The organism is Acidobacteriota bacterium, assembly GCA_040756905.1.
GTDB lineage: Bacteria > Acidobacteriota > Aminicenantia > JBFLYD01 > JBFLYD01 > JBFLYD01.
The window spans coordinates 20,755-39,783 of sequence record JBFLYD010000044.1 but is presented as its reverse complement, the minus strand read 5'-3'; the positions used below and the strand labels follow the sequence as shown (position 1 = coordinate 39,783).

Genomic DNA, 19,029 nt, shown 5'->3' with positions numbered 1-19,029 from the left:
CTAACCTCCTTCAAATTTTTTAAATAACAGTGAGGCATTCGTTCCACCAAAGCCAAACGAATTGGAGATCGCTGCGTATATTTTCATCTTTCTTGAAACATTTGGAACATAATCGAGGTCGCAATCAGGGTCATGATTGGTAAGATTTATCGTGGGAGGCAATATCTCCTCTTTTATTGCCATTGCTGTTATTCCAGCTTCCAGTGCTCCTGCTGCTCCTAAAAGATGACCTGACATTGACTTTGTGGAAGAAATTGCAATCTTATACGCCCTACCTCCAAAAACTTTTTTAATTGCAAGGGTCTCAAGCTTATCATTCAAAGGAGTAGAAGTTCCATGGGCATTTATATAATCTATCAAATCCGGTGAAATTCCTGCATCTTTTATAGTGTTAACCATAACTCTAATAGCTCCATCGGCATCAGAACAGGGTGCTGTAATATGAAATGCATCTCCAGACATTCCGTATCCGATAATTTCTGCATAGATATTAGCATTTCTTTTTAAAGCACTATTCAACTCCTCTAAAATTAATATCCCTGCTCCCTCTCCCATTACAAACCCATCTCTATATCTATCAAAAGGTCTTGATGCTCTCTCTGGTTCATCATTTCTTGTGGATAGAGCTCTCATTGAAGAAAAACCTCCAAGCCCTAATGGAGTGATAGGAGCTTCTGAGCCTCCTGCAATCATTATGTCAGCTTCTCCTCTCTGAATTATTTTAAAGGAATCACCTATTGAATGAGAACTCGTTGAACAGGCAGTTGAAGTTGCAGAGTTAGGTCCTTTTGCCCCATATTTTATTGAGATCTGGCCTGCAGCTAAATTGATAACAACAGAAGTTATAAAAAATGGAGATATCCTCTTAGGTCCTTTTTCAAGATACTCCCGATGTGTATCTTCAATTGACTTCAAACCTCCTATTCCTGAACCAGCATAAACACCTACTCTTTCAGGATTTTCAAAAGGCAATTTTATACCAGAATCTTCTATTGCGAGATGGGCTGCAGCCAATGCATATTGTATAAAGGGATCTATCCTACCAATCTCTTTTTCTTCAATGAATTTTAATGGATCAAATCCTTTTATTTCACCAGCAATCCGTGTTCTAAACTCGGAGGCATCAAACTTTGTAATTAACCCAATTCCACTTTTTCCTTCAAGGATGTTTTTCCAATTCTCCTCTTTTCCAATACCTAAGGGAGAAACTAAACCAATACCCGTAATTACAACTCTTCTTTTCTCCCCGAATTGGGAACTCATTAATTTTATATTTGTAGATTATTGTATGTGCTTATGTATGTAATCTACAGCTTTTCCAACTGTTGTGAGTTTTTCTGCTTCTTCATCAGGAATGCTCATTTTGAAGTGATCCTCAAGAGCCATGACAAGTTCCACTGTGTCGAGAGAATCTGCTCCCAGATCATCTATAAATGAAGCATCTTCTGTTACCTGTTCTTCTTTAACTTTCAATTTTTCAACGATCACTTCTTTTACTTTAGAAAAAATTTCATTCCTATCCATTTATTCCTCCTAAAAATGATTTGATCTATCCCATAAAAAGTCCACCATTCACATGAATAACCTCACCATTAATGTATATCGATTCATCGGAAAGAAGAAAAAGAACCACATTTGCGACTTCTTTAGGGGTTCCAAACCTTTTCATTGGAATCAAATTAAAAAATGTTTCTTTAATCGAATCAGGCAGGGATTTTGTCATCTCTGTCTCTATATACCCAGGTGCGACTACATTTACATTTATTCCTTTAGAGGAGACCTCTCTGGCTAAAGATCGGGAAAACCCTATTATTCCTGCTTTCGAAGCAGAATAATTTGCCTGACCGGCATTTCCTATTATCCCCACAACTGAAGATATGCTAACTATCTTTCCATATCTGTTTTTTAACATATATTTTAAAACACTTTTAGTAAACAGAAAGGTTCCTTTTAAATTCACATCCAGAACTTTATCCCATTCATCTTCGCTCATTCTCAGTAAAAGGTTATCCTTTGTAATTCCAGCATTATTTACAAGATGATCGATTTTATTAAATTTCTGCTCAATTTCATTCACAGTTTTTTCCACCTCTTCTTTTTTCGATACATCAGTAACAAATGCTTCCGCATCTCCATTCATTTTTTTGATTTCCTCAACGGTCTCAAAAAGTTTATGGCGATTCATATCAACAAGAGCCAATGATGCACCTTCTTGTGCCAGTGAAACAGCTATCTCTTTTCCAATTCCCTGAGCAGCGCCCGTAACTATACTTACCTTTTCTTTAAACCTCATCACTAAATCTTTCTAAAATCTTCTTTGAGTTTAAGTATTTCAAAACTGATTCTTTCCTGCACCTTTCTATAAATAAAATTCTTTGCCACTCTTATTGCATTTTTTATCGCTTCAGGACCGGATCTTCCATGACCAATAACAGCCACTCCATTTATACCTAGCAAAAGCCCCCCTCCGTATTCTGAATAATCTACTTTTTTCTTAAATTTCTTTAGGGCTCTGTTCATCAACAAAAACCCTAATTTTGCAATAAGGTTTCTGCTCACCTCTCCTTTTAACATCGAGAAAAGCACTTCTACAACTCCTTCAGTAACTTTGAGAGCAACATTTCCAGTGAACCCATCACTGATAATAACATCTGCAACTCCTTGATATATAGCTCTTCCTTCTATATTCCCGATAAAATTCAAATTCGAATTTCTCAGTTCTTTAAAAGTTTCTTTAATAAGCTCATTTCCTTTCCCCTCTTCCTCGCCAATGTTTACAAGGCCAATTTTAGGGTTTTCCTTTCCAAAAATCTGTTCCATGAAAATTTTTCCCATCAATGCAAACTGTTTTAAATGTCTTGGCTTACAATCCACATTTGCTCCTACATCCATCAGTATCGAGAACCCCTTTAAAGTTGGAACTATAATAGCAAGAGCAGGCCTCTCAACTCCTTCGACCGGTCCGAGGATAGCTTTTGAAAGAGCCATTACAGCTCCTGTATTTCCAGCGCTTACCACACCATTAGCATTTCCCTCTTTAACAAGTTGAACGGCTTTTTTAATCGAAGAACTTTTTTTAAGCCTTAATGCTTGAAACACACTTTCCTCCATTTTTATAACTTCAGGAGAATGAACTATTTCAATCTTTGAACTTCTATCATTAAGTCGCTTCAATTCCTCTTTAATAATATCTTCCACACCCACAAGAATTATATCTACGTTCAATTCACGGGAAGCTTTTACAGCACCTTCAATGATTGCAGAAGGTGCTCTATCTCCTCCCATTGCATCCAAAGCAATTTTCATTTTAAATTAAATTATTCCTCCTCACCTTCGATTGTCTGTCTTCCTTTATAAAATCCACAGGAAGGACAAACCCGATGAGGAAGTTTTGGGGTTCCACAATGGGGGCAGATAGAAAAGGATGGTATCTTTAAATGATCATGGCTTCTTCTTTTTCCTTTTCTTGAATGAGAATGACGTCTTTTAGGGTTTGCCATTATCTCCTCTCTATTTAATGTTTAATTTAATCTTATCAAAAAAATGATTTTTAGCTTTCAATTCACACCCACATGACTTGATGTTTAAGTTAACCCCACATATTTCGCATAATCCTTTACAATTTTCACTACATATTGGCTTTAGAGGAATTGAAAGGTTTATCTGTTCTAAAATGATGGAATCTATATTTAACTCATTATTTCTGTAATATAATGATTCTAGATCTTTTTCTCTCAATTCCTTTTCTTTCAGTTCTTCGCTCAAAAATTGTTCCATTGGGTAATAAACCAGATTAAATGAAGAATTTATTTCCATTGTATAATCAGAAAGACATCTACTACATATCAAAGATATTTGAGTAAAAATCTGTCCTTCTATTATAGCTTTTTCAGCTTTCTTTGTTATTTTTATTTTAACCTGGGCTGGTCCAAGAAAATAAGAATTTTTTTCAAGAAGCATGAAATCTTCAAATTTAAATTCTTGTACAATCTCCAACCCCTCATTGGGAATATCCAATATATTAACTCTCATTTAATGTTACCTTTAGATCTTAATAAATTTATATTAATTCGCATAAATTGTCAAGCAAAGTAGAATTGCTGAAGCACGTAAAGTTTTATGGTGGTAAATAATTTGGGCAGCAAGGGTGACCCGAAAACACGCTGTATTTTCCCCAGCGAGGAAAATTACAGCTCGGCACTCATGCTCCGCTCTTTCCCGAGCCTAAAGTCTCGGGAAAACCATGCCCGCTCCGCATTCGTGACGGTTTTCTTGGCCACCCTTCCTGCCCATAAAAGATAAACTAAATTCTTCTTCAATAAAACTTTACGTGCTTAACATAAAATTTATATAATTTTTTTAAAATTGATGGAAGAATTTATAATTCCTAAAAGCTATAAAGATGCTATAGAAGTCCAGGAAAAATTGGCTCCAAGGGTAAAGATTGTCAAATTTAAAAGAAAAATTGAGCATGTTGGGGGAGCTGATGTTAGCTACAGTAAACATAATAAATCTATAGGGATAATTGCTATTTTAAATTTAGACACTCTGAAAATGGTGGAATTCAAAACCTCCACTCAGCCTATTTCATTTCCTTACATTCCCGGCCTACTTTCCTTTAGAGAAATACCATGTTTACTTAATGCATTTAAAAAACTCCATATTTTACCGGATTTACTTATAGTAGATGGAAATGGAATTGCGCATCCGAGAAAAATTGGAATTGCATCCCATATGGGGATTCTTTTAAACATTCCTACGATTGGATGCGCAAAGAAACCTTTCTATCCCACAGAAATTCCAGAAAACTATATAGGGGCATTTAAATATATGAAAAATAAAAAAGAAGAAATAGTGGGTGTTTCCTTAAGAACACGAGAAAATGTAAAGCCTGTTTATATCTCACCTGGCCATTTGATAAACTTTGAGGAAAGCATCGAGATTATCCTGAAAGTTTCAAGATTCAGGATTCCAGAACCTTTAAGATTTGCCCATACTATAGGTAAAAATTTGAATCTTTAATGCCTTGACAACTATGTATCCCGTTAATATGCTCCATGTTTTTCCTTTTTCTTTTTTAACAAATTAACAGCCTCTCTGTATATATAAGGAGAGGATATTCCATAAAAATCAAGCAGTTCATGGGGTTTCCCGGAAATTCCAAAAGTGTCCGGGATTCCCATTATTTTTATAAAACATGGATAGTTTTGAGAGAGCACCTCAGCTACTGCAGACCCCAGTCCTCCAAATATCGAATGCTCTTCCACAGTTAAAACAGCTTTTGTTTTTTTAGCACTCTCCACTATCAATTCTTCATCAATTGGTTTTATCGAAGAAAGATTTGCCACTCTTGCATGAATTCCTTCTTTCGCAAGTTCTTCAGCAGCAATTAAAGAATGAAAAAGAGTTATTCCTATCGCAAAAATTGCGATGTCATCTCCCTCCATTAAAATAAAGCTTTTTCCAATTTCAAATGAATAATCATCATCAAGAATCACTGGAAACTTAGGCCTTGAAAGCCTGACATAGCAAGGCCCATAATCTTCTGCTATCGATATGATTATCTTTCTTGTCTCAACAGCATCACAGGGGCATATGACTTTCATGTTTGGAAGTATTCTCATTAAAGCCAAATCCTCATTTGACTGATGAGTAGCACCATCTTCTCCGACTGTTATCCCTCCATGGCTTGCAACGAGTTTCACATTTAGATTTGGATAGCATATACTCTGCCTTATCTGTTCCCATGCTCGCCCTGCTTCAAAGACTGCAAACGATGAAACAAAAGGGATCATTCCTCCCAATGCCAGACCTGCTGCAGTTCCAATCATATCCTGTTCGGCTACTCCCATGTTGAAAAATCTTTCAGGAAATTCCCTTGCAAATAAATTGGTCTTTGTTGAAGCAGAAAGGTCTGAATCTAAAACCACTATCTTTTTGTTTTCTCTTCCCAATTCTAAGAGGGTCTCTCCGTATACATCCCTCAAGCTCTCTTCTTTTATTTCTTTCAATTTAATTTTCATCCAGCTCTTTCAATGCTAATTCAAGCTCTTTTGGGGTAAGGGCAATTCCATGATATCTTGCTTTATTTTCCATGAATGAGACTCCCTTTCCTTTTATAGTATGGGCAATAATTACACTCGGTTTCCCTTTAATCAAATCAGCTTCATTCAAAGCATTAGAGATATCAAAAAAATTGTGTCCATCTATTTCAAAAACATGCCAGCCAAATGCTTGCCATTTATCCTTTAATGGCTCTAAAGACTTTATATCCTTGATCCATCCATCAATCTGTAAGCCGTTATAGTCAACAATTGCACAAATATTATCCAATTTTTTATGACTTGATGTCATTGCAGCTTCCCAGACCTGACCTTCCTGACTTTCTCCATCTCCAAGAAGAACATATATTTTTGAATTGATGTTTTGAAGTTTTAATGCTAAAGCAAGACCATTTGCCACAGACAACCCTTGACCCAGTGAGCCAGTTGATATTTCAACTCCAGGAGTTGTATTCATATCAGGATGGCCCTGAAGGGGATATTGAAATCTTCTCAAATTCCACAGCCAATCTACAGGAAAAAAGCCTATCTCTGCCAGAGCTGCGTATAATATTGGAGCACTATGACCCTTGGAAAGAATAAACCTGTCCCTTTCATTCCATTTCGGATTTGATGGATCAATTCTCATCTTCTTAAAAAACAAGAAAGTTACTATGTCAGCAGAAGAAAGAGAACCTCCTGGGTGGCCAGAGCCGGCCATCGTTGTCATCTTTAAAACATTAATTCTTAACTTCTTTGCTATTCGCTTAAGCCCTAATTCTTCCTCCTCATTCAGTATGTTTTTCATTCAATACCTTTTCCAATAATCTTTTTATCTGATTCGGATTTCCCTTTCTCTCCATCTTTTTTAAAACCTGTCCGATCAAAAAGCTTATAACCTGGGTCTTGCCCTCTTTTAATTGTTTTAAAGCTAACGGATTCTCTTTAAAAACTTCCTCTATTATTTCTCTTATCCTCTCATCATCAGTAATCAATTCAATCTTCTTCTCCTGAAGAATCTCATCGACCCTTTTTTTCTCTCTTGCCATCAAGGGGAATATTTCTTTCGCCACACTTATCGGAATCTCTCCATTTTCAACTCTAATTATCAGTTCAGCTAAATACTCAGGCGGCAATTTGAATTCATTGAAATCAATGTTTTCATCATTTAAATATCTTAGAACTTCTCCCATGATCCAGTTACTTGCATTTTTAGGCATTTTACAATATTTAACTGTTTCCTCAAAATAATCAGCAATCAATCTTGAACTTGTTAAAATTTCACAGTCATAAGAAGGAATTCCATACTTTTCTCTAAATCTTTTTCTCTTACTGTCAGGAAGCTCTGGAATATTTGACTTTATCAACTGAATTCTATCTTTACTTATTCTAAGAGGCAATAAATCTGGTTCAGGAAAGTATCTGTAATCATGGGCTTCTTCCTTTGACCTCATCGGAAATGTTTTTCCTGAGGAAGAATCATACAATCTTGTTTCATGGAATATTTTTTCTCCTCTATTCAAAAGTTCTTCCTGTCTTTTTATTTCATATTCCAGAGCTTTATGTAAAAACTTGAATGAATTCAAATTTTTTATTTCTGTTTTAGTACCGAGTTCCTCTTTCCCAATCTTTTTCTGGGATACATTGGCATCACACCTTAGACTTCCTTCTTCCATATTTCCATCGCATATTTCAAGGTATTGCAAAATTAACCTCAATTTCATCACAAATTGAACTGCTTCCTCAGGTGAGTAAATTTCAGGTTTAGTTACTATCTCAATTAAAGGTATTCCTGATCTGTTAAAATCAAGGTAGGTTTTTTTATTGGAGTCGGGCATCCCATCATGAATTGATTTTCCAGCATCCTCTTCAAGATTTATCCTTTCAATTACAACCTTTCTATCTCCATCAAGCTCAAGATACCCACCAACAGCAAGAGGAAGATCATACTGAGTTATCTGATAGCCTTTTGGAAGATCCGGATAAAAATAATTTTTTCTGCTGAATCTCGATATTAAATTTATTTTCATATTCAAAGCAAGGGCTAATTTAATCGAAAAATTCACCACTTCCTCATTCAAAACAGGAAGGGCGCCCGGCAAACCAAGGCATACAGGACAAACATTCTTATTGGGAGGCTCGCCAAAATTTGTCGAACAGCTACAGAAGAGCTTTGTTTTGGTCAATAACTGAGCATGAATTTCAAGACCTATTACTGATTGATACATTTGGAAATGAATTATACCATATATAATGTAAATTTAAAATTTTGGAAGATTCATGTATAATAATAATTTCTTAAGATAACATGAATATGAATCCTAATATTTTCAGAGAATATGATATAAGGGGTGTAGTCGAAGAGGACCTTACTCCTGAGGTAGTTGAAATTCTTGGAAAATCCATAGGAACTTATTTGAGAAATCAGGGCAAAAAAAACATAGTTGTTGGAAGGGACGGGAGAAATAGCTCCAGTGCATTTAAAGAAGCAATAATTTCAGGTCTTCTTTCTACGGGTTGCAATGTTACTGATTTAGGAGTAGTCCCAACGCCAGTTTTTTATTTTGCAAATCATTTTCTTAAAAAAGATGGTGGAGTGATGATAACTGGTTCTCATAATCCTCCTGAATATAATGGTTTTAAAATAATGTCTGGGCTGGAGACACTATGGGGAGACCAAATTCTTGAATTATATAAGATAATCGAGAAGGGAAGGTTTATAGAAGAAAAGGGTGCAAATCTGTTTATCTACCAAATCATCCCTGAGTATCAAAAATTCCTAATAAATAATGTACATCTAAAAAAGAAACCCATTGTAGTGGTTGATGCTGGAAATGGAACAGGAGGGGTGGTGGCTGTGCCCATTTATAAGCAATTGGGATGCAATGTCCATGAGTTATATTGTGAAGTGGATGGAAACTTTCCAAACCATCATCCTGACCCTACAATTCCTGAATTTTTGAAGGACATTGTAGAAAATGTTAAAAAAAATAAAGCAGATATTGGAATTGCATTTGATGGAGATGCTGACAGAATTGGAATAATAGATGATAAAGGAAATATCCTCTGGGGAGACCAGATAATGATAATTCTCTCCAGAAGTATTTTAAAAGATAACCCTGGTGCCACTATTATAGCTGAGGTTAAATCCTCAAAACTGCTGTTTGAAGAAATTAAAAAACTTGGTGGTCATCCAATCATGTGGAAAACAGGGCATTCACTGATGAAAAAAAAGATTAGGGATGAAAGAGCACTCTTAGCAGGAGAAATGAGCGGACATATATTTTTTGCTGATAGGTATTTTGGTTTCGACGATGCTATTTATACAGGAGCAAGAATTCTTGAGATCCTATCAAATACCTCTAACCCTCTTTCATCATTGTTAAAAGATCTTCCGAGAACTTATTTTAGCCCTGAAATCCGCATCCCCAGTTCTGATGACTTGAAATTTAAAGTTGTTGAGGAAATGAAGAAAGAATTCAAAGATTACCCATATATTAATGTTGATGGCGTAAGAATAAATTTTGAAAAAGGATGGGCATTGGTGAGGGCTTCAAACACTCAGCCAGTTTTAGTTATGAGGTTTGAGGCAGACACGGAAAAGGACTTAGAAAAAATCCAAAGTCTGATTGAGAAAAAAGTGCATGAAATTAAAATTAAATTAAAAGATACACTGGCATAACTATAACTGTGAGGGGCAAAAATTGAGTAGCGTAAATTTTTTCGAGGTAATATTTCTATCCATTGTCCAAGGAACAACTGAATTCTTCCCTATATCCAGCTCAGGCCATTTAGTATTATTTCAATTCTTATTTGGAATAAGAGAGCCTCAGATTATGTTTGATATTGTTCTCCATGGAGGAACCCTTCTGGCGATTATTTTATATTTAAGAAAAGATATAATAGAAATTCTGTTTTCAATTATAAAAAGTAAAAATGAGTCAAACCCTTTTTTAATTATCAGAGGCCATATTTTTTTGTTGTATATGTTAATCGCCCTTATACCAACAGCGTTGATTGGGATTCTTTTTGATAAAGAATTTGAAAAATTGTTCGGTACTTTAAAATACATCGGATATTCCTTTCTTATCACTGGAATCATATTGTTTATTACTAAATACGCAAAAGAAAGGAGAAATGTTCATGTAATTCATCCATTTCTAATCGGAATATTCCAGGGTTTAGCAATAGCTCCAGGAATTTCAAGGTCAGGAATGACAATAGGAATAGCTTTGTTACTGGGTTGGAAAAAAGAAATCGCCACAAAATTTTCATTTTTATTATCTATTCCTGCAATTCTTGGAGCTCTTTTTTATGAATCTCTAAAGGTAAAGCAATTGCAAAATGAAGATTTAACGATAATGATATCTGGCGTTTTCTTTTCTTTTTTAGTTGGTCTTATCTCCCTTAAGTATCTTTTTTCAATAATAAAAAAAGGTAAATTCTTCATTTTTTCTTTCTATTGTTTTTTTGTTGGAATTCTTATGATTTTTTATAACTTATTCTGGAGATAAAAATGCAAAGATGGGCTGTAATCTTGGCAGGGGGCATGGGAACAAGATTCTGGCCATGGTCAAGGCAAAATAACCCAAAGCAATTCCTTCCTGTAATAAGTAAAAGTCCTATGATTGAAGAAACAGTTAAAAGAATAAAACCGATGATTCCGGAAAAAAATATAATTATCGTTACCCATGAATCTTTCTATAAAAAAATAAAAAAAATATTTCCGAAATTTAATAAAGAAAACATCCTTCTTGAACCAGAATCAAAAAACACAGCTCCTGCAGTTATCTATGTCGCTTCTTTCATTTCAAAGAAAGATAGAAATAGCTCAATACTAATCTTACCAGCAGATCATTTTATAAGAAAAGATGAACTTTTTCACGGACTTATAAAATCTGCCTTTGAAATCGCTGAAGAGAATGACTATTTAATAACTTTTGGGATAAATCCCAAGGCTCCAGAAACAGGATATGGATACATTGAAATCAACAGAAATAAACAGATTCAAAAAAACGGTAACTACTTTTTTGAAGTAAAACAGTTCAAGGAGAAGCCCTCTAAAGAAAAGGCAATTGAATTTATTTCTTCTAAAAATTTCTTCTGGAATAGCGGGATTTTTCTATGGAGCATTGAAGCTTTTGAAAATAAATTAGAAAAATTTGCTCCAGAATTTTTTGTTTATTATAAAAAATTTGAAAATGCCCTGGCTAAAAAAGATTTCTCCCTTTTAAAAAATATTTATAAAAAAATTCAATCAATTTCAATCGATTATGCGTTAATGGAGAAATCTGACGATGTTTTTGTGGGCAAGGCTAACTTTATCTGGTCTGATGTTGGCTCATGGTCTTCTCTTTATGAATTGTGGGGGAAGGACAAAAATAACAATGCAATAAGAGCAAATCTGACAACGATCGATTCCTCAGGATGTGTTGTTTTCAGCGAAAAAAAACTCATTTCCCTAATCGATGTAAAGGATATGGTAATAATAGATACAGATGATGCCCTTTTAATCTGTCCGAAGGAAAAATCACAAAGAGTTAAAGAAATAATTGAAATGTTGAAAAAAGAAAAAAAATTGAATTATTTATAATCGTATGAATATGAATACAGAAAAATTAACCTTAAAATCTCAAGAAGCCCTCGAGGAAGCCCAGAAAATAGCCAAAGAATACAATCACCAGGAGATAACTCCAGAGCATCTTTTATACGGGTTGTTGACCCAGAAAGATTCGATCTTAATGCCCATATTTAATAAAATCGGAGCAGATTCGAATTTGATAATCAGCTCTCTAAAAGACCATTTTAAAACGCTCCCCTCAGTTGAAGGTGGAGATATATTTATATCAAGAAGAATGATCAATGTCGTAAATCAAGCAGAAAAAATTGCTGATAAATTTAAAGATGATTACATCTCATCTGAGCATTTATTGCTAAGCCTTTTGAATGAGGGTAAAACAGCTTCAAAACTATTAAAAAATAATGGAATGACTGAAGAAAATTTTCTTTACGCCTTACGAGCCATAAGGGGCTCCCAGAGAGTGTCAGACCAAATGCCAGAGGAAAAATATCAGGTCTTACAGAGATTCGGAAAAGATCTAACTGATTTAGCAAAAAAAGGAAAACTTGATCCGGTTATTGGAAGAGATGATGAAATAAGAAGAGTAATTCAAGTTCTAAGTAGAAGAACGAAAAATAACCCTGTTCTTATTGGAGAGCCAGGTGTTGGAAAGACTGCCATTGTCGAGGGTCTTGCCCAGAGAATAATTTCTGGAGACTGTCCAGAAAGTTTAAAGAATAAAAAAATTATAGCTCTTGACATTGGTTCAATCATTGCAGGAACTAAATACAGGGGCGAATTTGAAGATAGATTAAAAGCAATTATCAAAGAAGTGGTCGAATCAAATGGAGAAATTATGCTTTTCATGGATGAGCTCCACACAATCGTGGGAGCAGGAGCAGCAGAAGGAGCTGTAGATGCTTCAAACATCCTGAAACCTCCTTTATCCCGTGGTGAACTTCGCGCAATCGGAGCTACAACCCTTAGTGAATATAAAAAACACATCGAAAAAGATGCTGCTCTTGAAAGAAGATTTCAACCAGTTTATGTGGATGAACCAACTGTAGAAGAGGCAATCTCAATACTTAGAGGATTAAAGGAAAAATATGAACTACATCATGGAATAAAAATAAAGGATTCTGCTCTTGTGGCTGCTGCAACTCTATCAAACAGGTTCATATCTGATAGATATCTTCCAGATAAAGCAATTGATTTAATAGATGAGGCTTCCGCGAGACTTAGAATTGAAATCGACAGTCTTCCCACTGAAATTGATGAAATCGAAAGAAAAATCATTCAGCTTGAAATTGAAAAGGAAGCTTTAAAAAGGGAAAAGGATTCGGCTGACAAGATAGAAGCTTTAAACAAAATGATCACTCAACATAGCGAGGAAAAAAACAAATTAAAATCCCAATGGATTTTAGAAAAAGACACAATTCTTAAAATAAGGAATATTAAAGAATCCATAGAAAAATTAAAAATTGAAGAACAGAATTTAGAGAGAAAAGGAGAGTATGATAAAGTAGCAGAACTGAGATATGGAAAATTGCTTGAACTTCAAAATCAACTGAAAAAACAGAATGAGAAGCTTGTTGAGATTCAAAAAAGAGGAAAGATGTTAAAAGAAGAAGTCGATGAGGAAGATATAGCAGAGGTTATATCAAAATGGACGGGCATTCCATTATCAAAATTATTAGAAAGCGAAAAAGAAAAATTAATTCACATGGAAGAGAGATTAAGAGAAAGAGTTATCGGACAGAATGAAGCTGTCAAAGCTGTCTCCAATGCTATAAGACGAGGAAGGTCAGGACTTCAAGACCCAAGAAGACCGATTGGTTCTTTTATCTTTTTAGGCCCAACTGGGGTTGGAAAAACAGAACTTGCAAAAGCAATTGCTGAATTTCTTTTTGATGATGAAAAGGCCATGGTCAGGTTAGATATGTCAGAATTTATGGAAAAGCATTCAGTCTCAAAGCTAATAGGAGCGCCACCGGGCTATGTGGGTTATGAAGAAGGGGGCCAACTTACAGAGACTATTAGAAGAAGACCTTACTCTATCATTCTTCTGGATGAAATAGAAAAAGCCCATCCTGATGTCTTCAATATTCTTCTCCAGATCCTTGACGACGGAAGGCTTACCGATAGTAAAGGAAGGTCAGTGGATTTTAAAAATACTTTGATAATAATGACTTCCAATCTGGGGAGTTCAATAATTCAGGATATGATAAAAGATGAATTCCAGATGAAGAATAAAATCATGGAAATGCTGAGAGAATTTTTTAAACCAGAATTCCTCAATAGAATAGATGACATAATTATTTTTAAGCCTCTTTCAGAGAGTTCTATTGAAAAAATAATAGATTTGAGAATCAATGATTTAGAAAAAATTCTAAAAGACAAAAATATTAATTTGAAAATCTCAAAAAAAATGAGAGAAATTATAAAAGAAAAAGGATTTGATCCTGTATTTGGTGCTCGCCCTCTAAAAAGGGCGATTCAAAACCTTATTCAGAATCCATTGGCAATGGAAATACTGTCTGGAAAAATAGAGAACGGAACCTCTATCAAGGTGGATTGGGATAGATTTAAAGAAGAAACTACCTTTATTACAGAATAAATTCAGAGGAGGGTTGCCGATGAAAAAATACGTATATTTTTTCTCTGATGGCAAAGCTGAGGGTAATAAAGAGATGAAAGATATACTGGGAGGTAAGGGGTCTGGGTTAGCTGAAATGACCAATGCAGGTATCTCTGTTCCGCCTGGATTTACTATCTCTACTGAGGCATGTACAATTTTTAACAAAAATGGAGAAAAAATTCCTGATTCAATAAAAAATGAAATATACAAAAATTTAAAAAAATTGGAAAAAGTTACAAAAAAAGGATTTGGTGACGAAAAAAACCCTCTTCTTGTCTCTGTAAGGTCAGGAGCAAAATATTCAATGCCTGGAATGATGGATACAATCCTCAATCTTGGTTTAAACGATAAGACAATGAAAGGTCTCGCTCAAAAAACAAACAACCTTAAATTTGCCCTTGATTGTTACAGAAGATTTATTCACATGTTCTCCAATGTAGTCCTTGGTATTGATAAAAGAAAATTTGAAGATATTCTCAACGAGATCAAAAATATTGAAGGAATTAAATATGAATTCGAACTATCAGAAAAAAAATTTGAAGAATTAATTGAAAAATACAAGATTCTTGTAAAAAAAGAAAAAAATATCGAATTTCCTCAGGATGTTTACCAGCAGCTTGAGATGGCAATTAATGCTGTGTTTAAATCATGGAACAACCCTCGAGCAATAACCTATCGCAAGATATACAATATTTCTTCTGATCTTGGAACAGCAGTTAATATCCAAGCAATGGTCTTTGGAAATTTTGGAAAAAGATCAGGAACTGGGGTTGGCTTTACCCGAAATCCTTCAACGGGTGAGAAAGAATTTTATGGAGAGTTTCTTGAAAATGCTCAGGGAGAAGATGTTGTAGCAGGAATAAGAACACCAAGACATATATCAGAGCTAAAAAATTTAATGCCAGATGTTTTTAAAGAGCTTGAAAAAATCACAAAAACTCTCGAAATCCACTATAGGGATATGCAGGACTATGAGTTTACAATCCAGGAAAATAAATTGTATCTGCTCCAGACTCGAAGTGGAAAAAGAACAGGACTTGCATCTGTCAAAATTGCAGTTGATATAGTAGAGGAAGGACTAATTCAAAAAGATGAAGCAATTGCGATGGTTGACCCTCCTTCTCTGAATCAACTTCTTCATCCTATTTTTGACCCTGAAGAAAAGAAAAAATATCCTTCTGCGGCGAAAGGACTCGCTGCTTCTCCTGGCGCTGCAACTGGAAGGACGGTTTTTAATGCTGATGATGCTGTTACATGGAATCAAAAAAATGAAAAAGTTATCCTTGTTAGACTGGAAACATCCCCTGATGATATCCATGGTATGAGTGTATCCCAGGGATTTTTAACAGCAAGAGGAGGAATGACTTCCCATGCCGCAGTCGTAGGAAGGCAAATGGGGAAGCCTGCTGTTGTTGGATGCGGAGAATTAAAAATAAATGAAGATGAAAAATACTTTGATTTAAACGGAAATAGGATAAAAGAAGGAGACTGGATTTCAATAGATGGAAATACAGGAGAGATTTTTCTTAGTAAAATAGCCACCAAGGAATCTGAAATTCTCCAGGTTTTAAAGGGAAAATTAAGTAAACATGAATCTAAAATTTATCAATATTTTGAAAAACTATTGAGCTGGGCAGATGAGATAAGAAGACTTAGAGTAAGGGCAAATGCTGATACTCCAGATGATGCAAGGATGGCGATCTTATTCGGTGCTGAAGGAATCGGACTTTGCAGGACAGAGCATATGTTTTTCGGTGAGGATAGGCTTCCATACATGCAAAAGATGATAATGGCAAGAACTGAAAAAGAAAGAAAAGAGATACTTGAAAAATTACTTCCATTCCAGAGAGAAGATTTCATTAGACTTTTTAAAGAAATGAAAGGACTTCCGGTGACTATAAGAACATTAGATCCTCCGCTCCATGAATTTTTGCCAAAAAGAGAAGAATTAATGGTCAAAATCGCAACTCTAAAAACTAAAAATCCAGGAGTAAATACCCAAGAGTTAAAAGAATTAGAGGAAATTCTCGAAAGAGTTGAGGAACTTCATGAATTCAATCCAATGTTAGGACACAGGGGGTGCAGACTTGGAATTACCTTTCCAGAAATAACTGAAATGCAGGCAAGAGCTATCTTCGAAGCAGCCGCAGAACTAATTAAAGAGGGAGAAAAAATATCCCCAGAAATTATGATACCCCTTGTGAGTTCGGTAAAAGAAATAAAGGATCAAAAGGAAATAATCAAAAGAGTGGCAGATGAAGTAATGAAGAAAAATAAAATAAAAATAGAATTTATGGTGGGAACTATGATTGAGGTACCCAGATCAGCTATCACTGCAGATGAAATTGCAGAAGAAGCCGAATTTTTCTCATTTGGAACAAATGACTTAACTCAGACTGTTTTCGGAATTTCAAGAGATGACTCAGTAAAATTTGCAAGGTATTATTTGAGGGAGGGCATCTGGGATAAAGACCCTTTTGAATCCCTGGATAGAAATGGAGTTGGGGAGTTAATGGAAATTGCTGTAAAAAAAGGAAAAAAAGTAAGGGAGAATTTGAAAATAGGAATCTGTGGAGAACATGGAGGAGAACCTGATTCGATTGAAATCTGTCATTCTATTGGTCTGGATTATGTAAGTGCCTCTCCTTTCAGAATACCCATAGCTCGATTAGCTTCTGCAAGAGCAGTTTTAAAAGAAAAAGGAGAAATAAGGGAAAATTAGTGTCATGTCACTTAAATACCTTTTGTTATATTATTGTGACATGACACTTTCCCTATGGGAGAAAGATCTCCTTAGACGCTTCGCTGAGCACCCCCCAGACATGGGGAAGATACCTTCCCCATACCCCTTCAGTGTGCTGTCAAAAAAATAAAATTACTCAATGAACAAAATTTAATAGACAGCACACTATTCTATTTTTTATAAATGATTAATCAAGGAAGCGAAATAACCAGCTCCAAAGCCATTGTTAATATTTACCACTGCTATTCCGCCAGAACAATTGTTCAGCATTGTCAATAAAGGAGATATACCTCCAAAATTTGCTCCATACCCTTGACTTGTAGGTACTGCGATTACAGGAGAGTGAACAAACCCTGCAACCACTGATGGTAAAGCACCTTCCATGCCCGCGACTACAATAATCACCCTGGCTTCTCTCATCCTCTCAATCTGATCAAAAAGTCTATGTATTCCAGCTACTCCCACATCGTATACTTTTTCTACATCGTTTCCCATCAATTTACAGGTAACATAGGCTTCTTCAGCAACAGGAATATCTGAAGTGCCAGCTGAGAGAATTAAAATTTTTCCCTTCCCTTTTTCAACCTGATTCTTATCATAATACGCAATTGACGCCAATTTATTATATTTCAAATAAGGAATTTTCTTTTTTATTTTTTTATACATTTTTTCATCCAATTTAGTAATTATCAAATTGCCTCCATTCTTCATTATCTTTTTTGCTATTTTATAAATCTGATCATCAGTTTTGCCGATTCCTAAGATAACCTCAGGGACTCCTCTTCTTATCTCTCTATGAAAATCTATTTTTGCAAATTCAATATCTTCATAAGGAAGAAATTGCAAAGCTTCATAGGCATCCTCAATATCAATCCTTCCTTCCTTTAACTCTTCTAATAATTTTTTTACCTTATTTTTAAACATGATAATATTATAATAATTCAGCTTATTTATAGCAATTTTATCATTTTTTTATAGAGGTCAACCATCTTCTCAATTATTAATGTGGAAAAAATTCCACAATGATTGTGTTAATCTGGAAAATCGAAATGAATGTAAAATTTCATATGTATATATATATCAATAACTTAGATATTTGGCATACATTTTGCTTATAAAATATATATGTTTCCATATTCAGGTACTTTAAAAGAAAGCATAGAATTGAGTGGCATTGGAGTTCATACTGGAGAAAAAGTTAATCTTAAAATTCAGCCATCTAAGCTCCATAGAGGAATCACTTTTAAACGAAAAGATCATAATGGAATTGAATTCAAATTGGACCCGAGAAAAGCTATATCCAATCATAGCACTATTATTGTTTATAATGGGTTCAAAATTTATACGATAGAACATCTTTTAGCTTCCCTAAAATTTCTTGGAATTGACAATGCTACAATCGAGCTAGATGGAAATGAAATCCCTATTATGGATGGAAGTTCCTATATTTTTGTAAAAGAAATTGAAAGGGTTGGAATCAAATTCTTCCCTGAAAAAAGACAATACTTAAGAATCAAATCCCCTTTCAAAATCGAGGAAAATGGAAGAAAGATTGAAGTCTTTCCCTCTGATTATTTAAAAATATACTACTTTATTTCTTACTCTCATCCATTAATTGAAAATCAAGAAAAATCTATTATAGTTACAAAAGATTCCTTTGCCACAGAAATTGCACCAGCTCGAACTTACGGTTTTTTAGATCACGTAGACATTCTTGAAGAGAAAGGGATAATAAAAGGTGCTTCATTAGAAAATTCAATAGTTCTCACAAAGGATGGGATTCTAAATGGTCCTCTAAGGTTTAAGGATGAATTTGTAAGACATAAGATTCTTGATTTTCTTGGTGATTTAAGCATCTTAGAATTCAGTATTCTTGGATGCATAAATATATACAAAGGAGGTCATTCCCTTCATTTAAAATTTATAAATTATATCTTAGACAATCCTGACCTATCTGAATTAATAGAACTTTCAGATGGGAAAAATTCCCTCTATAATATAACTCGAAATATTTGATTGATTCTTCTTAAAAAATTATATTAAAATT

Annotated in this window: 17 protein-coding genes; 7 read left to right on the top strand and 10 right to left on the bottom strand. The window is 34.7% G+C overall.

Annotation, left to right across the window (positions count from 1 at the left end; translation table 11 throughout):
• The 6 genes from fabF to AB1410_07570 are packed head-to-tail and all read right to left on the bottom strand — an operon-like array spanning window position 1 to window position 4,032.
• On the bottom strand, window positions 1-1,263 hold the full coding sequence (gene fabF / locus AB1410_07595; GenBank protein MEW6456556.1) for a beta-ketoacyl-ACP synthase II: 1,263 nt from the start codon (window positions 1,261-1,263) through the stop codon (window positions 1-3).
• Window positions 1,264-1,281: 18 nt separating this feature from the next.
• Window positions 1,282-1,524 (bottom strand): acyl carrier protein, encoded by a 243-nt coding sequence (gene acpP, locus AB1410_07590; GenBank protein ID MEW6456555.1) that lies wholly within the window; start codon window positions 1,522-1,524, stop codon window positions 1,282-1,284.
• A gap of 25 nt (window positions 1,525-1,549) precedes the next feature.
• Window positions 1,550-2,293, bottom strand: coding sequence for a 3-oxoacyl-[acyl-carrier-protein] reductase (gene fabG / locus AB1410_07585; protein ID MEW6456554.1), 744 nt, complete (start codon window positions 2,291-2,293; stop codon window positions 1,550-1,552).
• A 2-nt stretch (window positions 2,294-2,295) separates the two neighbouring features.
• A complete protein-coding gene (plsX, locus tag AB1410_07580) occupies window positions 2,296-3,306 on the bottom strand; it encodes a phosphate acyltransferase PlsX (protein ID MEW6456553.1) in 1,011 nt (336 codons plus the stop codon).
• An 11-nt stretch (window positions 3,307-3,317) separates the two neighbouring features.
• Window positions 3,318-3,500, bottom strand: a complete 183-nt coding sequence (rpmF, locus tag AB1410_07575) for a 50S ribosomal protein L32 (GenBank protein MEW6456552.1) — start codon at window positions 3,498-3,500, stop codon at window positions 3,318-3,320.
• 10 nt (window positions 3,501-3,510) lie between these two features.
• Window positions 3,511-4,032: a DUF177 domain-containing protein gene (locus AB1410_07570; GenBank protein ID MEW6456551.1), complete on the bottom strand. Its 522-nt coding sequence runs from the start codon at window positions 4,030-4,032 to the stop codon at window positions 3,511-3,513.
• A gap of 336 nt (window positions 4,033-4,368) precedes the next feature.
• On the opposite strand from AB1410_07570, the gene AB1410_07565 reads away from it, so the two are divergent.
• Window positions 4,369-5,022, top strand: coding sequence for an endonuclease V (locus AB1410_07565; GenBank protein MEW6456550.1), 654 nt, complete (start codon window positions 4,369-4,371; stop codon window positions 5,020-5,022).
• A 23-nt stretch (window positions 5,023-5,045) separates the two neighbouring features.
• Here the strand turns inward: AB1410_07565 and AB1410_07560 are convergent, their stop codons facing one another.
• From AB1410_07560 to gatB, 3 genes are read right to left on the bottom strand one after another with little or no spacing between them, the layout of a single operon-like run.
• Window positions 5,046-6,023: a transketolase family protein gene (locus AB1410_07560; GenBank protein ID MEW6456549.1), complete on the bottom strand. Its 978-nt coding sequence runs from the start codon at window positions 6,021-6,023 to the stop codon at window positions 5,046-5,048.
• A complete protein-coding gene (locus AB1410_07555; protein MEW6456548.1) occupies window positions 6,013-6,849 on the bottom strand; it encodes a transketolase in 837 nt (278 codons plus the stop codon). The genes AB1410_07560 and AB1410_07555 overlap by 11 nt, the downstream gene beginning before the upstream one ends.
• Window positions 6,830-8,269, bottom strand: coding sequence for an Asp-tRNA(Asn)/Glu-tRNA(Gln) amidotransferase subunit GatB (gene gatB, locus AB1410_07550; GenBank protein ID MEW6456547.1), 1,440 nt, complete (start codon window positions 8,267-8,269; stop codon window positions 6,830-6,832). Before gatB ends, AB1410_07555 begins: the two co-directional genes overlap by 20 nt.
• 86 nt (window positions 8,270-8,355) lie before the next feature.
• Here gatB and AB1410_07545 point away from each other — a divergent pair, with 86 nt between their 5' ends.
• The 5 genes from AB1410_07545 to ppdK are packed head-to-tail and all read left to right on the top strand — an operon-like array spanning window position 8,356 to window position 16,961.
• The gene (locus AB1410_07545) at window positions 8,356-9,723 is read left to right on the top strand and encodes a phosphomannomutase/phosphoglucomutase (GenBank protein ID MEW6456546.1); all 1,368 of its coding nucleotides are present in this window, start codon (window positions 8,356-8,358) and stop codon (window positions 9,721-9,723) included.
• A gap of 22 nt (window positions 9,724-9,745) precedes the next feature.
• Window positions 9,746-10,555 (top strand): undecaprenyl-diphosphate phosphatase, encoded by an 810-nt coding sequence (locus tag AB1410_07540; GenBank protein MEW6456545.1) that lies wholly within the window; start codon window positions 9,746-9,748, stop codon window positions 10,553-10,555.
• Window positions 10,556-10,557: 2 nt separating this feature from the next.
• Window positions 10,558-11,634, top strand: a complete 1,077-nt coding sequence (locus AB1410_07535; protein MEW6456544.1) for a sugar phosphate nucleotidyltransferase — start codon at window positions 10,558-10,560, stop codon at window positions 11,632-11,634.
• A gap of 10 nt (window positions 11,635-11,644) precedes the next feature.
• On the top strand, window positions 11,645-14,218 hold the full coding sequence (gene clpB, locus AB1410_07530) for an ATP-dependent chaperone ClpB (protein MEW6456543.1): 2,574 nt from the start codon (window positions 11,645-11,647) through the stop codon (window positions 14,216-14,218).
• 19 nt (window positions 14,219-14,237) lie between these two features.
• The gene (gene ppdK / locus AB1410_07525) at window positions 14,238-16,961 is read left to right on the top strand and encodes a pyruvate, phosphate dikinase (protein MEW6456542.1); all 2,724 of its coding nucleotides are present in this window, start codon (window positions 14,238-14,240) and stop codon (window positions 16,959-16,961) included.
• 198 nt (window positions 16,962-17,159) lie between these two features.
• Here the strand turns inward: ppdK and larB are convergent, their stop codons facing one another.
• Window positions 17,160-17,906, bottom strand: coding sequence for a nickel pincer cofactor biosynthesis protein LarB (gene larB, locus AB1410_07520; protein ID MEW6456541.1), 747 nt, complete (start codon window positions 17,904-17,906; stop codon window positions 17,160-17,162).
• 201 nt (window positions 17,907-18,107) lie between these two features.
• On the opposite strand from larB, the gene lpxC reads away from it, so the two are divergent.
• The gene (gene lpxC, locus AB1410_07515; GenBank protein ID MEW6456540.1) at window positions 18,108-18,998 is read left to right on the top strand and encodes a UDP-3-O-acyl-N-acetylglucosamine deacetylase; all 891 of its coding nucleotides are present in this window, start codon (window positions 18,108-18,110) and stop codon (window positions 18,996-18,998) included.
• Window positions 18,999-19,029: the final 31 nt, after the last annotated feature.

Coding starts and splice junctions, on each gene's coding strand:
- rpmF (MEW6456552.1), bottom strand. CDS start 3,500: ATGGCAAACCCTAAAAGACGTCATTCTCATTCAAGAAAAGGAAAAAGA.
- AB1410_07545 (MEW6456546.1), top strand. CDS start 8,356: ATGAATCCTAATATTTTCAGAGAATATGATATAAGGGGTGTAGTCGAA.
- plsX (MEW6456553.1), bottom strand. CDS start 3,306: ATGAAAATTGCTTTGGATGCAATGGGAGGAGATAGAGCACCTTCTGCA.
- ppdK (MEW6456542.1), top strand. CDS start 14,238: ATGAAAAAATACGTATATTTTTTCTCTGATGGCAAAGCTGAGGGTAAT.
- AB1410_07555 (MEW6456548.1), bottom strand. CDS start 6,849: ATGAAAAACATACTGAATGAGGAGGAAGAATTAGGGCTTAAGCGAATA.
- larB (MEW6456541.1), bottom strand. CDS start 17,906: ATGTTTAAAAATAAGGTAAAAAAATTATTAGAAGAGTTAAAGGAAGGA.
- fabG (MEW6456554.1), bottom strand. CDS start 2,293: ATGAGGTTTAAAGAAAAGGTAAGTATAGTTACGGGCGCTGCTCAGGGA.
- AB1410_07570 (MEW6456551.1), bottom strand. CDS start 4,032: ATGAGAGTTAATATATTGGATATTCCCAATGAGGGGTTGGAGATTGTA.
- AB1410_07560 (MEW6456549.1), bottom strand. CDS start 6,023: ATGAAAATTAAATTGAAAGAAATAAAAGAAGAGAGCTTGAGGGATGTA.
- AB1410_07535 (MEW6456544.1), top strand. CDS start 10,558: ATGCAAAGATGGGCTGTAATCTTGGCAGGGGGCATGGGAACAAGATTC.
- fabF (MEW6456556.1), bottom strand. CDS start 1,263: ATGAGTTCCCAATTCGGGGAGAAAAGAAGAGTTGTAATTACGGGTATT.
- AB1410_07565 (MEW6456550.1), top strand. CDS start 4,369: ATGGAAGAATTTATAATTCCTAAAAGCTATAAAGATGCTATAGAAGTC.
- lpxC (MEW6456540.1), top strand. CDS start 18,108: ATGTTTCCATATTCAGGTACTTTAAAAGAAAGCATAGAATTGAGTGGC.
- acpP (MEW6456555.1), bottom strand. CDS start 1,524: ATGGATAGGAATGAAATTTTTTCTAAAGTAAAAGAAGTGATCGTTGAA.
- gatB (MEW6456547.1), bottom strand. CDS start 8,269: ATGTATCAATCAGTAATAGGTCTTGAAATTCATGCTCAGTTATTGACC.
- clpB (MEW6456543.1), top strand. CDS start 11,645: ATGAATACAGAAAAATTAACCTTAAAATCTCAAGAAGCCCTCGAGGAA.